The following is a 13883-nucleotide window of genomic DNA, read 5'->3' on the forward strand; positions in this document are numbered from 1 at the left end:
CTCTGCGTGCCTCCCCCAGCCGTTTGTACGGCTGGTTCATCCTTGCCGCAGCGCCGCATTGGAAGTAGGCTTGGGACCTTTCTCCTCTACCAGCCAGGAAACTGCAATGATCGTGTTCGTCACCGGAGCGTCCGCGGGATTCGGCGCCGCTATCGCCCGAGCTTTCGTCAAGGGCGGCCACCGCGTCGTCGCCACCGCGCGCCGTAAAGACCGCCTGCAGGCACTCGCCGACGAACTCGGCGACGCCCTTCTGCCGTACGAGCTCGACGTGCGCGATCGCGCCGCCGTCGAGGCGGTGCCGGCCTCCCTGCCGGCCGACTTCGCGGCGCTCGACGTGCTCGTCAATAACGCCGGCCTCGCACTCGGCATCGAACCGGCGCAAAAGGCGAGCCTCGACGAATGGAACACCATGATCGAGACCAACTGCACGGGCCTCGTGCAGATCACGCACGCGCTCCTGCCCGGCATGGTGGAGCGCAACCGTGGCCACATTTTGAATCTGGGTTCGGCGGCGGGAAGCTGGCCGTACGCGGGTGGCAACGTCTATGGCGCCACCAAGGCATTCGTGCACCAGTTCAGCCTGAATCTGCGGGCCGATCTGGCCGGCACGGCATTACGCGTGACCAACATCGAGCCGGGCCTGTGCGGCGGCACCGAGTTTTCGAACGTGCGTTTTCGTGGAAACGACGAAAAAGCAGCCAAAATGTACGAAAACGTACAACCGCTGACGCCCGAGGACATCGCCGACTCGATCTATTGGGTCGCCACCCGGCCTGCACACGTCAACGTCAACACGATCGAGCTGATGCCGGTGGCCCAATCGTTCTCCGCTTTGTCGGTACAGCGCGGCTGAAATCCCGGCTGAGGCCCGCCGGGCGGGGCGCACATCTTGATACAGACCTCGGGGTGTGCGTTCCGGTAAAATGCGCCGCATGAATATGTCGACCAGCCAGCCCGGCACGGAAATCGGCTTCACGTGGCCAATCCGCGTGTACTACGAAGATACCGACGCCGGCGGCATCGTGTTTTACGCGAACTACCTGAAATTTTTTGAGCGGGCGCGCACCGAATGGCTGCGCGCGTGCGGCGTCGACCAGAACCGGCTTGCCGACGAAGCGAACGCGATCTTCATCGTCCGCAGTACTGCAATCGACTATCGGGCACCGGCCCGGCTCGACGATGTCGTCAAGGTGGTAAGCCGAATCGAGCGTCTCGGCCGCGCCTCCGTCGATTTTGCGCAGGAAGCGTGGCGCGACGATACGCTGCTTGCCAGTGGCGCGATCCGGGTCGGCTGCGTCGAGCGTATTGCGCTGCGGCCGACCGCGATTCCTGCACCGGTTCTCGCTGCTTTGCGGCGCGGGCCAAGCGTGAACGGTGGCGGTATGTCAACGGACAACGACTGAACCCCGTTGTTACGGGGCCAGTGAACTCATATCGATCAAGCAACACAAAGCATGGTTCGGCTTGCAATATCGCCGATGCTTCCGTTTTGCTCACGGCAAGCTTCGAGTGACCTTGCAGCCGGACGCCCCCTTCCGGGACGTTAAAACGAACCTTTATGAACACTACACAAGATCTGTCGATCGTTTCTCTCGTACTTAATGCGAGCCTTCTGGCACAGGCCGTCATGGCCCTGCTGCTTCTGCTGTCGCTGCTGTCGTGGACTTTCATCTTCCGCAAGTGGTTTGCGATCCGCCGGGCCCGCGCGCAAACTGAACGCTTCGAACGCGACTTCTGGTCGGGCGGCGACCTGCAGGCGCTCTATCAGAGCGCAGCGAACAACCGCCACACGATCGGCGCGCTGGAACGGATTTTCGAATCCGGCATGCGCGAATTCCTGAAGGGCAAGGAAAAGCGCCTGAACGATTCAGGAGCGATTCTCGACGGCGCGCGCCGCGCCATGCGCGCCGCGTTCCAACGCGAAATGGACGTGCTCGAGGCAAATCTGGCGTTTCTCGCGTCGGTTGGCTCGGTCAGCCCGTATATCGGTCTGTTCGGTACGGTGTGGGGGATCATGAATGCATTCCGCGGCCTCGCCAACGTGCAGCAGGCTACGCTTGCGAACGTGGCTCCTGGCATCGCCGAAGCGCTGACTGCCACCGCAATCGGCCTGTTCGCCGCGATTCCGGCCGTGGTCGCCTACAACCGCTACGCGCACGACATCGACCGTCTGGCGATCCGCTTCGAGACCTTCATCGAAGAATTCTCGAACATCCTGCAGCGTCAGGCACAGTAAGGAGTCCACGATGGCAGGCTCTTCCTCAAGCATGCGCGGCTCGCGTCAGCGCCGCGCCATGGCCGACATCAATGTCGTGCCATACATCGACGTGATGCTCGTGTTGCTCGTGATCTTCATGGTGACCGCGCCGCTCGTCGCCCCGTCGATCGTCAATCTGCCGACCGTCGGCGGCGCCGCGCCCCAGCAGCAAACGCCGCCCGTGATCGTGAACATTCGCGCGGACGGCAATATGAGCGTCAAATACAAGGACGACGCCGGCGCACAGCAGCAGGAAGACATGAGCAAGGCCGATCTGCACGGCTTTATCGCCGATCGCGCGCAATCGCACCCCGACCAGCCGGTCGTGATCGCCGCCGACAAGACCGTGAAGTACGAAGTCGTGATGAATGTGATGTCCGATCTGAAGGCTCAGGGCGTCAAGCGCGTTGGATTGCTCGTCAAATCGCAATGATCCGCAAGAATTCCGAATACCCGCTCCAGCCACCGCGTGAACGCGGCACCGGGCGAGCCTTTGCGTTCGCGCTGGTGATGCATGCGCTGCTCGGATTCTTCCTGTACCACGGCATTCAGTGGCAAAACAGCACGCCGGCCGGCGCGGAAGCCGAGTTGTGGACCGAGGTGCCCGACACGGCCATCCCTCGCCCGCCTCCTCCGCCGCCCGTGCCGGTAGCCCCCGCCCCGCCACTGCCGGACGAACAGGCCGACATCGCGCTGCAGGAAAAGAAACGCCAGCAGCAGGAAGCGGCCCGTCAGGCGCAACTGGCCGAGCAGCAGCGCCTGCAGAAGCTGCAAGCCCAGCAGGAAGCCGAGGCGAAGCGCCAGCAGCAACTGGCGGCCGATCAGGCCGCGCAGCTCGCCGCGCAAAAAGCAGCGGCAGCCAAACAGAAACAGTTGCAACAACAGCAACAGCAGCAGGCCGATAAACTGAAGCAGCAGCAATTGGCCGACCAGCAAAAGCAGCAGCAGGCCGAGCAGCAGAAACAGGCCGAAGCGGAAGCGCAGAAGAAGGCTGATGCGCAGAAAGCGGCGAAGGCCAAGGCGCAAGCCGATGCTGCGGCGCAAGCGAAGAAGCTGGACACGGAACGTCGTGCGCGGCTTGCCCAGATGCAAGGTTTGGCGGGCGGCGAAGGCTCGTCCGGCAATGGGCTGGCCAAGAGCGGCACGGGTAGCGGCTCGGGTGGCACCGCGACTTCGCCGGGTTATGCGGATAAGGTGCGCCGTGTGGTGCGTCCGAACATCTCGTGGGGCGGTGAAACGGAAGGTCTGGAGACCGTCATTTCCGTGCGCTGCTCGCCGACAGGCACGTTGCTGGACGCGCAGATCTCGCGCAGCAGCGGCAATGCGGCATGGGACGACGCGGCACTCCGGGCCGTCCAGCGTTCTAATCCGATGCCTCAGGATATCGACGGGAAAACGCCGACCAGCTTCAAGATTACGTTGCGCCCGGCAGGTTGATAGCAGCAATTTGCAGTCAGTTGACCGCAGAGTCCGCGCCCCGCCCGGCGCGGCGTGCCCGGGAACGAATTAGTTGTTTTCGGGTCTCTCTGCTGTCATGAAGTGTTAGTAAAACCGTTTTTGGGGAAACCATTCAGCATGAGTTTGATGACCAAGCTAGGCCTGCGGACACTTGTAGCGTCGTGCCTGATCGCCGTCGGCGGCGCCGCCAATGCCCAGCTCAACGTCCTCGTGACGGGCGTCGGGTCCACCCAGTTTCCGATCGCAACGGCGAATTTCGCCAATGAAGCGAACTCGCCGCAGCAGGTCAGCACGATCGTGCGTCAGGATCTGCAACGCAGCGGGAAATTCACGAATATCGACGCGGGCAGCACGCCGGTTGCGGAAACCGATTCCGTCGACCTCGGCAGCTGGAAAGCCAAGGGCGCCAATGCGTTCGTCTCGGGCAGCGTGAACCGTTTGCCGAATGGCCAGTATGAAGTGCGTTTTAAACTGTACGACACCGTGAAGGGCGAAAGCCTTGGCGGCCTCGTGCTGGTGAGCCCGGAAAGCGGCTTGCGCATGAGCGCGCACAAAGTCGCGGACTATATCTACGCGAAGCTGATGGGTAGCCGCGGCGTGTTCGCCACGCGCTTGTCGTATGTCATCAAGACCGGCGGCCGTTATCAGTTGCAGATTTCCGATTCGGACGGCCAGGACGCGCACATCGCGTTGTCGAGCCCCGAGCCGATCATCTCGCCCGCATGGTCGCCTGACGGCACCAAGGTCGCTTACGTTTCGTTCGAAAAGAAGAAGCCCATTGTCTACATCCACGATCTGCCTACGGGCCGTCGCGTGATCGTATCGGACCAGAAGGGTAACAACAGTGCGCCGGCGTGGTCGCCGGATGGCCGCACGCTGGCCGTCGCGCTCTCGCGCACCGGCAACACGCAGATTTTCGCCGTCAATGCGGACGGCAGCGGCTTGCGGCGCCTAACGCAAGGCAGCTCGATCGACACTGAACCGTGCTTCTCTCCTGACGGCCAGTCGATCTACTTCACCAGCGACCGTGGCGGTCAGCCGCAGATCTACAAGATGTCGGCTCAGGGCGAGAGCGCCGGCGCCGCACAACGGGTAACGTTCACGGGCAACTACAACACCAGCCCGCGCGTGAGCCCGGACGGCAAGCAGCTCGCCTATATCTCGCGCGTCGGCGGCGGGTTCAAGCTCTATCTCCAGGACCTGCAAGGCAATACGGCCACGGGCCTGACGGACACCACACATGACGAATCGCCGAGCTTTGCGGCGAACGGTCAGTACATTCTTTACGCCACACAGGTGAACGGCCGTGGCGTGTTGGCCGCAGTATCGACCGACGGTCGCACTCGGCAGGTCCTGTCCGTTCAGGGTGGCAGCGTACGCGAGCCATCCTGGGGCCCGTTTATGCAGTAACGTTGATGCAATAACACAAGGAGAGTAACAAAATGATGTCTAAACTTCGTTTCGCATTTGCCGTATTGATGGTCGGTGCGCTGGCCGCATGTCACTCGGGCGTCAAGCTCGACGAAAACGCTAACAAGGGTGGCGCAGTTTCGACGCAACCGAATCCGACCGATGTCGCTCAGGTCAACGTCGATCCGCTGAACGATCCGAACAGCCCGCTCGCCAAGCGCAGCATCTACTTCGACTTCGACAGCTACTCGGTCAAGGACGACTACCAATCGCTGCTGCAACAACACGCGCAATACCTGAAGAGCCATCCGCAACGTCACGTCCTGATCCAGGGCAACACCGACGAACGCGGCACCAGCGAATACAACCTGGCACTCGGCCAGAAGCGTGCTGAAGCTGTGCGCCGTTCGCTGTCGCTGATGGGCGTCGCAGACTCGCAAATGGAAGCCGTGAGCCTCGGCAAGGAAAAGCCGCAAGCAACCGGTCATGACGAATCGTCGTGGGCACAAAACCGCCGCGCCGACCTCGTGTACCAACAGTAAGTAACGGGTGATGAGCCGAATGACGCATCGTTTCTCCTGGCTGCGGTTTGCCGCAGCGGCCTGCGTCGCGGGCACGGCCTTTGTGGCTGTGCCCGCGCATGCGGGCATCTTCGACGACGATCAGGCCCGTCAGGCCATTCTCGATCTGCGTTCGAAGACCGATAGCCTGTCGAGCCAACTGTCGGCCGCACAGCGCACGATTCTCGATCAGTCCAACCGTCTCGATCAGCTGAATCAGCAAGTCGCGACGTTGCGTGGGCAGAACGAGGATATGGGCAACCAGCTCGCCACGCTGCAAAAACAGCAGAAGGACTACTACACCGATCTGGACACGCGGCTGAAGAAATTCGAGCCGCAGCAACAGACGGTGGACGGCGTCCAGGGCGAGGTGCAGCCGGGTGAAACCGATTCGTTCAATGCGGCTTCACAGCAGTTCCGCAACGGCGACTTCAAGAATGCGGCGGCGTCGTTCCGCAGCTTCATCTCCAAGTATCCGAATAGCCCCTACCAGCCGACCGCGCAGTACTGGCTCGGCAACGCGCTGTATGCGCTGCGTGACTACAAGGGCTCGACGGCGACCTGGCAAGGTGTGGTGAAGAACTACCCGCAGCATCCGCGTGCGCCGGAAGCGCTGCTCGCGATTGCGAACAATCAGCTTGAGCAAGGTCAGAAGGCTGCGGCCAAAAAGACGCTTGAGCAGATCGTCGCGCAGTACAGCGGCTCGGACGTCGCGCAGTCGGCTCAGAGCAAGCTGTCGCAGATCAAGTAGTCGCGCAAGGTTGGTGCAGTTGATGTAACGCGCAGTGGCTGCGCCGTCTCCAAATTAACGGCCACGCGCGCCTCTCGCCGGAAAGCCCGGGGTAGCAATACCCCGGGCTTTTCACTATCTGAAGTGCGGATAGCCCAACTAACCACCATGGGTTGACAGCCCACGGGGGCTATCGCTATAATCTCGCTTCTCTTTTGGGTCGTTAGCTCAGCTGGTAGAGCAGCGGACTTTTAATCCGTTGGTCACAGGTTCGAATCCCGTACGGCCTACCAAAAGATTCAAGGGCTTAGCTTCGGCTAAGCCCTTTTTCTTGCTCCGCAAAATCACACTTGCTCCGCAAAAAAGAACGTTTCGCGCTCTCTCAAACGTTTCTGCTCCAGACGAAATCCACCTCGACGCGGTCGTACGGAAACACAACGCACCCGTGCGAATCCTCGTCAACAATGCCACGCTCCACGAGCAACTTGAAATCGGCACAGACTTCTTTCAGCGAACGACCAACCAGCTCCTGAACGTCTACGACCAGCATTGCACCCCGGCCGGCCAGCATAGTCAAAATCTCCCAGCGGTCAGGCGTCAACGTCTCCAACAAAGCCGCCGCCGATTCAAAACTTATAAATTCGCCCTGGGTATTACCCTTCAGCGCGGACACGAACCGCGAGTCAAACGCTTCACGCGGTTCCACAACGATTTTCACAGTACGCATCTAACCTCCCCAAGAAACCTCGCCAAAGCCGATCGTCCAGCCGGAAGACTTACCTAGTCGGACCCACCTTATCGCCCTTCCGCTCACGCACATAGTGCTCCGTCATCTTCAACGACTTGTGCCCTAACTGAAGCTGAGCCGCCCGAATATCGCCGGACAATTCAGTCTTATCGGTACCCGCCTTCGCGCGGAGATCCCGAAACTGAAACAAATCCTTCTGCACCCGCGCAGCGAGCCGCGCACGATCAAACCGAAACCGAAGGGCGTCACGCATCAGACGCTCGCCCCCTTCGTTGACCACAAGCGCCTCACACTTCGCGTTGCATGCCGCTTTGCGTGCACGGATCCGCTCGATCACTGCCGCCAGCTCACCAGACAAGGTAATGCGCAACTTCTTGCCACGCTTGCCTTGCACCACCCAAAGCTCATCGCCTCGAATATCGCTTTCCATAAACTTCAATGTGTCCGCCGGCCTTTGCCCAGTCAGATACGCCAAATCCATCGCGTCGCGCGTCGGCTCGTCAGCCACCTGCCACACCCTCCGAAACACGTCATCCTCGACGTAGACCGTCCTACCAACTTCCCTGTTCCGGCGCACGCCTACACACGGATTGACGGCGTCAGTTATCCCATGCTCGCGCGCAAAGTTAAAGATATGCGAGAACAACGCGACCTCACGATTTGCTCGAACGTGCCCCGGTTGAACAGGTACGACACGCTTGCGCTCTACATACCACTGCCGAGCCAGTTCACTTCGCCACGACAGGTACTGCTTCACGTGTACGGGCTTAATATCTGCAAGCAACGCTGGCGGATCGTCAAAAAACTTAAAGAGATTCTCAAGCTCCAACAAGTTGTCTCGCTGTGTGCGCCGTGACTTCAACGGCAAGACTTCGCGCACATACCGCTCAGCGGCATACCGGAACGTTACCAACTGCGCATGCCGATTCTGGCTTTGCGCTTCCAACTCTGACCACTTCCGCACCGCCTCTACGAAGTCCGCACCCAGCGGGATTTCACGACGAGGCGTCCCGCCGACATCAAAGTAATAATAGACAGCCCCGCTTCGCTGCACCCGCGCACGCATGCCCGGCGGCAAACTTAGGTTCTTCCACGGCCGACGCCCCATATCAACCCGCCAACACTCGCGGTTGCCACGACGAGCGTACAGGACGCTCCCTGACGGCCTCACCTTTACCCTCTATTGCAGCACGCGCGACCACAGGCCTGCCTAGCGCATTAACAAAGAACGCTATCCCCATCCGACGCAACGCATCAATTTGCTTTGCCTTCACCTTTCTCCCCGTAAGTTGTACTAATTCTTGTGTCGAAAGAAACATATCGGACATCGTCAATTTTCCCGTGTAGATAGCCAGAAACACCCAAGCTCCTGATTCCAGTACGACTGACAGCGGTCAAGCGACGAGCCGACCCTCAGCGCGGCATTGAATACCGTCTTGATGGCCTCGGCCGGGTTATCGCAAAGCAGATGTGCGATCGGATGCTGTTCAGGAATCGCTATGCCGCGACTGGTCCAATAGCGCTTCTCATTAAGCGCATGCTCGCCGAAATCTTTGGTGATGTATTTCCCCAGATATGCCGCCAGCTTATGGCGCAACCCCTTCTCCCTGAATGGGTTCCGTACATCCACATTTCCGTTGTCCACCCCAACCACGCTATGCCATATGGCACGAAGAACGCGATAGTTTTGACGCCCCTTCACAGCAATGTGCAGATGCCACGCTCCGCGTTTTTGGCGCTCCGGAACTGCCACATACTCAAATCCCTGAATCTTCGCAACGCGTCGCCTAAATGCATCGAAGTGCTTTTTCAGCCTTGTTTTGTCCGTCATGTTCTCTCGGTACGTTGTGGTAATCATCCTATCCGCACCGATCGCCTTGCATCGAAGTCGCACCTGTTGCTTTGCGCGTTTCGCCGCGTCCATCAGATTCTGTTCAGTGTTCTCCGACTCGCCGCGCCTAGCTTTCGGCATCGAGCTCATCCGTTGAGCCCCGACATACCGATCAAACCGCGTCGCCGATACCTCAACCTGGCCGTCACCGAAATTGCGACCGCGAATCACCCATTCACGGCGAAACGCCGAGAAATTGCCTATACTGTCGTCGTGCATTGCAACTAGTCCTTGTAATGCTGTTGTACGAGCCTCGAACCGTTGCAGCGGTCGGGGCTTTTTTCTTTTCTAAATTCGGCGTTGTGCCACTGTTCTCGTAGGCCGTGCTGTATCTCCGTACGTTAAGTGTCCCTGATATAAATCTAGGCGCGCTTCGCGCGCCCGGCTGATCGCGCTACCGCTGCGATCTGCCGGCCGCGCACCGCACAACTCCACACCCTCACAATCCATCAACACCTCGGCAGCCAACTCCGCGCGCGAACAGCTACCGCGCTATTGTCGTCATGGCTTGCGCCGTCCTGCGGCCGACACAACCCATGACGCGAGCGTTTCGCGGTCTAGCTGGCATCAAGGCCAAGCCCTACGGGTCGCTATCGCGAGCCTTGACCCCAGCGCACGGGCTATCCACCAGATCAAAGCTCCGAAGCTTCCACACGCTGCACCTGCAACACTAGAAGCACCTCCGTGCGACTTTTAGACGACCCGCGACCATCGAGAAACTTCGGCAACCAGCCTGGACTACTGACGGAAGATGAATCGCTGTCCTGCACCAATCCGCCCAACACGATTACCTCACCATCCTGCATGCTCACGGTCGTCTGCATCTGCCGGGTGTTCTTGGTCGGCGAATTGTTGACGCCGGTCGTTGTCGGAACGAAGCTCGACATCTGCTCCTGCAACTGCACCTGAATCGCATCGGCCATCACGGTCGGCTGCACATCGAAGATCAAACCTGCGTCCTGATACTGGACCGACTGAACCGGTGTGCCACTCACACCCTGATAGCTGATACTGCCCAAGGTCGGCACCTGAGACCCCACGTTAAGGCGCACTTTCTCGCCCGACACCACACGCACATGCGGATCGCTCACCTGCTTGAAGCGCGTGTCAGCATTCAGCGCGGAAATGGCAACGTCGAGAAAGTTGCTAGTGAACCTCAACGCCGTCCCATCCTGATCAGTCTGCCCGTTCGACGCCGACAGCTTCCCGCCGATCCCTCTCAACACCGTCGCCGCGATAGAAAACGCTGAGTTCTTATCCGATGTACTAGTCACTTCATAGACCCACCCACGCACGACCACTTCACCAGGCGCCCGATCCAGCTCTTGCAACAACTTCCGCAGATCATGAATCTCGGACAGTTGACCGGAAAACACCAACTCGTCTGCGGCAGACACTCCAGACTGCGACCGCACCGCCTCCATAGGAGCCGCCACACTCGCACCCGACGCCCCGACAGGGGCCAGCGCAGATTCAGGCACAGACATCCCCGCAGCCGGCATCGAGCCCGCATTCATGCGACCAGAGAAAAGCGGCTGCACGACCTTCGCCAGATAGTCGGCCGTGCGATATCGCGGCCGGTACACGAACGTCTCCCTCTCCGGCTGCTTGACCTCATCGGCAGGTTTCTTCGTCACGAAGTCCACTCCGTCTCGCGTCTCGACCCTGAACCCCTGCGAATCAAGAAACACCTTCACGAACGCGTGCAGATCGCCCGCCTTTCCGTCGTACTGAAAAGACACGAGCCGCGTATCCTGCAACACGTCCGAGCTGATCACGTGCGGCACATGCATCGCATCACCGTAGAGCAAATCGACAAGCTGCCCCACATTCACGAACCGCAGGTCGAACGCCCCGCCCTTAATGCGAGGTAACGGCACAAGCGGCACCGACGGCAGCGGCGCAGCCATCGCAGGCACCGCCAGCGACGACACCGGCAACGTCGGCAACGGCGGAATTGACTCCGCAGCGGCCGCCGAGGCAGACAGACACACCCCACACAGGACCCCGATAGCTTGTTTCACTTGTGCCCCCCAACGGCGTTGTCACTGCTTGCCGTAGCACCCGACCAGACCGCAACACGCTCGCCGTCCACGATCCCCGTCACACCCAAGGTCTCGCCTCTAAAATCGTCACTAGACTCGCGACGAAAATGCCCCTGCGTGTCGGTCAGCAGCACGTAACCCCGCCCATCAATCGCGTACCGCCCGGCAACACGCCACACATTCGAAACCGCGCCGTTCACGCCACCACCAACCGGGCCGGCACTTGCTTTCGCCGCACCCGACGCAGCAGGACCAGAAGCAGCGCCCGGAACCTTCGCCGCGTCGATACCAAACCCCGTATTGACACCATGGAGCCCCTTCCACGTAAGCACCATCGCTACCACAGCGGCGATCGGCAACACGAAAAGGGCTTTCGGGATAACGGCTTTCGGTTTCGTGTGCATCTCCGCGCTGGTGTACAGCTTGTAGACGCTCTTCGGATACGCCCACATGGTCTTAACCGCGTCCCGAAAACCGGAATTCGGGTTATGTGCCATATCCCACTGGTACAACATCGCCCGCGACAACCCGAACAACTTACGCACGTGAACGTGCCGCCCCACCAAGTCACGCACCGTCTTATTCATCCGATTCGGATGCTGCGTGATCACCACAAAATCAACGCCCCTATGGCGATGCACGTGCAACTGCTCGATGTCCTCAGTCGGCTTCACGCTGGACGACACAGGCGGCCAGATCCTCTGCACTTCATCAACCAAAACGATATCGTTCTGCTGACACCGGTTATGCCAATCGCGCACCCAATCGTCGTCGACAAGCTCATGATCGAGCAGCAAATCCTTCACGCCGTTAACGACAAGCCGACGCCCGGCCGCGACCTCCTTCTGAAGCCACCAGACCGTATAAAGCGTCTTGCCGCTACCCGGCACCCCGGTAATGAGATGGATCATTTGATGAAGAACTTCTTCGCACCGGCCACACCAGCCATCGCAACGCGCGCACTAATTCCGCCGCCGATGTAGCCCATACCTTGGAAAATGCCGCCCATCGCTAACATGTTCGCCATGTCCGACGACAGACCGCCGACTGACGACGTAAGCCAACCCAACGCCGTGTTAACCGCCAGATCAATCCCTCCGACCGTCAACACGCCAACCCCCAACGCAATCAACGCCTGCACAATCAGCGGCTGAACCAGTCCAAGCAGCCATGCAGCCCACGTCATCGCCCGTACCTCGCCATCATCAAATCAGCGGCATCGTTCGCCTGCTCAGCCGTGCGCACCACCGACGCGAAGATGTACCCAAAGAACAGCGCTATCACCACCGCGCACACGGTCAACACCTTCATAGCGACACCCCCATAGCAACGATCAAAGCGGCAGCCAACGCACAAATAGCCAAGATCAACGGGCGCACCTTCTGCACGAACTGACACACCGGATCCCATGACAAAGACAACGGACTACCCAGCACCGTGACGACCTGTGGCGCCGGGCACACGCCATCCGGTGCGCCCACGGCCCACGGCGACATCGACACGTTCGCCGAGCTAGTCGGAATAGGCGGCGCAGCCGGCGCGGTACCCAACGGCGCACACGCCGATGCATTCGGCTCCAGCTGGCAGGGATCCTGAGTAGTCGGCGTCGTGCCGGTCGTACCGCTCGACGGATTGACGGGGGTCGTTTGACCCGGCGTATACGGACTATTCGGAATGGGATTCGTAGAAATCGGCACCGACGTTGAACCGGTCGGACGAGGCATTGCCTCCACAACGTCATTCCACGTCGGAGACACCGGCGCAGTCGCCACATCGGACTGCGAGACCGGATTCGTCGCGTCATACGGATAGCCGTCATACCCCGGCTGCGATGCGGCGTTCTTCCACAGCTGATCAGCCAACGCCGCTGTCATCGTCTGCGGGAAAGGCTGCGTCAACATGTTCGCGGTCGGTGATAGCGACTGCAACGAACCCGTCTGCGTCGTGGGCGGCGCAACGTACGCCGGGTTCGTGGATGGCCACACCGGATAGCTCGCACCAGTAACAGTCGGGTTGTTCGGCTGAGCAGGCCACGTGAGTTGAACCGTGTACGCCAATGGCTCCGCCGTACAGGTCGAACACTGCTGCGCGATAGACACGCTGATCGTGCCTTTAATGCCTGGCTGATTGAAATTCAACTCCGCTGCCGCAGTCTGTTGCGCGCAGTCCAGCCCACTCGCACAGCCAAATACGGCACCAGAGTTGGGATATCCGTTCATGTAATACGGGATCGTCGCCGGCAGCGGATTATTCCCGCACGTCGTGGTCACTGCCGGATTACAAAACGGGTTGGTGTAGCTCGTCCACGATCCTTGCGGCGCAGGCTGTGGAGGCGGCGTCGTACTCGGATTCTGAGGTGTCAACGTCAGCGACGGGTTTGAAGACGAGCCCGTCTGCGTAAGGTTATATATGCCCCAAGCCACTGCACCAGCCGCCGCCAGCGCGCCCACGCTCACAAGCGCACTGAGCCACACGGGAGCACCAAAGATCGTCGCAACGGTACCCGCTGCCATGCTCGCATACGACGCATCATTGGCGGCCTTGCCGACAAATGACATGGTCTCTGCAAACATCGCGTCATTTGCCGCAACCGTGATCCCACGACGCGCGAGATTAGCCATGATTCCGGACCCAATCGCACGGTTAATAACGCCGCTGAAAATCGGGCTAGTCCAGATCGGCAACGCCTGGGCTTGTGCTGCCTGCTGCTGAATTAACATCGAGCACAACGCAGCAATCAAGACGATCCTTTTAAACATAGCGTTCACGCAAAGAGAATCAGGC

The 13883-nt window shown here is 60.0% G+C and carries 17 protein-coding genes and 1 tRNA gene; 9 read left to right on the forward strand and 9 right to left on the reverse strand.

Annotation, left to right across the window (positions count from 1 at the left end):
- Positions 1–106: 106 nt before the first annotated feature.
- The 9 genes from ydfG (at position 107) to GH665_RS17680 (ending at position 6708) form a co-directional block, all read left to right on the forward strand.
- Positions 107–853, forward strand: a complete 747-nt coding sequence (gene ydfG / locus GH665_RS17640; RefSeq protein ID WP_153137097.1) for a bifunctional NADP-dependent 3-hydroxy acid dehydrogenase/3-hydroxypropionate dehydrogenase YdfG — start codon at positions 107–109, stop codon at positions 851–853.
- 70 nt (positions 854–923) lie between these two features.
- The gene (gene ybgC, locus GH665_RS17645; protein WP_153138556.1) at positions 924–1403 is read left to right on the forward strand and encodes a tol-pal system-associated acyl-CoA thioesterase; all 480 of its coding nucleotides are present in this window, start codon (positions 924–926) and stop codon (positions 1401–1403) included.
- Positions 1404–1558: 155 nt separating this feature from the next.
- Positions 1559–2236, forward strand: coding sequence for a protein TolQ (gene tolQ, locus GH665_RS17650; protein ID WP_012431821.1), 678 nt, complete (start codon positions 1559–1561; stop codon positions 2234–2236).
- A 10-nt stretch (positions 2237–2246) separates the two neighbouring features.
- Positions 2247–2690, forward strand: a complete 444-nt coding sequence (tolR, locus tag GH665_RS17655) for a protein TolR (RefSeq protein WP_153137099.1) — start codon at positions 2247–2249, stop codon at positions 2688–2690.
- Positions 2687–3694, forward strand: a complete 1008-nt coding sequence (tolA, locus tag GH665_RS17660; protein ID WP_153137101.1) for a cell envelope integrity protein TolA — start codon at positions 2687–2689, stop codon at positions 3692–3694. Before tolR ends, tolA begins: the two co-directional genes overlap by 4 nt.
- Before the next feature lie 138 nt (positions 3695–3832).
- Positions 3833–5125, forward strand: a complete 1293-nt coding sequence (tolB, locus tag GH665_RS17665; RefSeq protein ID WP_153137103.1) for a Tol-Pal system beta propeller repeat protein TolB — start codon at positions 3833–3835, stop codon at positions 5123–5125.
- 32 nt (positions 5126–5157) lie between these two features.
- Positions 5158–5667, forward strand: coding sequence for a peptidoglycan-associated lipoprotein Pal (gene pal, locus GH665_RS17670; RefSeq protein ID WP_028198812.1), 510 nt, complete (start codon positions 5158–5160; stop codon positions 5665–5667).
- 19 nt (positions 5668–5686) lie between these two features.
- On the forward strand, positions 5687–6436 hold the full coding sequence (gene ybgF / locus GH665_RS17675; protein ID WP_153138558.1) for a tol-pal system protein YbgF: 750 nt from the start codon (positions 5687–5689) through the stop codon (positions 6434–6436).
- Positions 6437–6632: 196 nt separating this feature from the next.
- A tRNA-Lys gene (locus tag GH665_RS17680) sits at positions 6633–6708 on the forward strand.
- Positions 6709–6797: 89 nt separating this feature from the next.
- On the opposite strand, the gene GH665_RS17685 is transcribed toward GH665_RS17680, so the two are convergent.
- The 9 genes from GH665_RS17685 to GH665_RS17720 form a co-directional block, all read right to left on the reverse strand.
- Complete coding sequence (locus GH665_RS17685) at positions 6798–7142, reverse strand: HVO_A0114 family putative DNA-binding protein (protein WP_153137105.1); 345 nt, start codon at positions 7140–7142, stop codon at positions 6798–6800.
- Positions 7143–7191: 49 nt separating this feature from the next.
- Positions 7192–8229 (reverse strand): tyrosine-type recombinase/integrase, encoded by a 1038-nt coding sequence (locus tag GH665_RS17690; protein WP_246216241.1) that lies wholly within the window; start codon positions 8227–8229, stop codon positions 7192–7194.
- Positions 8230–8272: 43 nt separating this feature from the next.
- Positions 8273–8491, reverse strand: a complete 219-nt coding sequence (locus tag GH665_RS17695) for a DUF4224 domain-containing protein (protein ID WP_153138559.1) — start codon at positions 8489–8491, stop codon at positions 8273–8275.
- A 2-nt stretch (positions 8492–8493) separates the two neighbouring features.
- A complete protein-coding gene (locus GH665_RS17700) occupies positions 8494–9273 on the reverse strand; it encodes a rolling circle replication-associated protein (protein ID WP_153137109.1) in 780 nt (259 codons plus the stop codon).
- 413 nt (positions 9274–9686) lie between these two features.
- Positions 9687–11078 (reverse strand): type II secretion system protein GspD, encoded by a 1392-nt coding sequence (locus tag GH665_RS17705; protein ID WP_246216242.1) that lies wholly within the window; start codon positions 11076–11078, stop codon positions 9687–9689.
- Positions 11075–12010: a zonular occludens toxin domain-containing protein gene (locus tag GH665_RS17710; protein WP_153137110.1), complete on the reverse strand. Its 936-nt coding sequence runs from the start codon at positions 12008–12010 to the stop codon at positions 11075–11077. The genes GH665_RS17705 and GH665_RS17710 overlap by 4 nt, the downstream gene beginning before the upstream one ends.
- Positions 12007–12285, reverse strand: a complete 279-nt coding sequence (locus GH665_RS17715) for a DUF2523 family protein (RefSeq protein WP_153137112.1) — start codon at positions 12283–12285, stop codon at positions 12007–12009. The genes GH665_RS17710 and GH665_RS17715 overlap by 4 nt, the downstream gene beginning before the upstream one ends.
- Positions 12282–12410, reverse strand: a complete 129-nt coding sequence (locus GH665_RS39445) for a hypothetical protein (protein ID WP_281357245.1) — start codon at positions 12408–12410, stop codon at positions 12282–12284. The genes GH665_RS17715 and GH665_RS39445 overlap by 4 nt, the downstream gene beginning before the upstream one ends.
- Positions 12407–13657 (reverse strand): virulence factor TspB C-terminal domain-related protein, encoded by a 1251-nt coding sequence (locus GH665_RS17720; protein ID WP_217361886.1) that lies wholly within the window; start codon positions 13655–13657, stop codon positions 12407–12409. The genes GH665_RS39445 and GH665_RS17720 overlap by 4 nt, the downstream gene beginning before the upstream one ends.
- Positions 13658–13883: the final 226 nt, after the last annotated feature.

This window comes from Paraburkholderia agricolaris (genome assembly GCF_009455635.1).
Taxonomy (GTDB): domain Bacteria; phylum Pseudomonadota; class Gammaproteobacteria; order Burkholderiales; family Burkholderiaceae; genus Paraburkholderia; species Paraburkholderia agricolaris.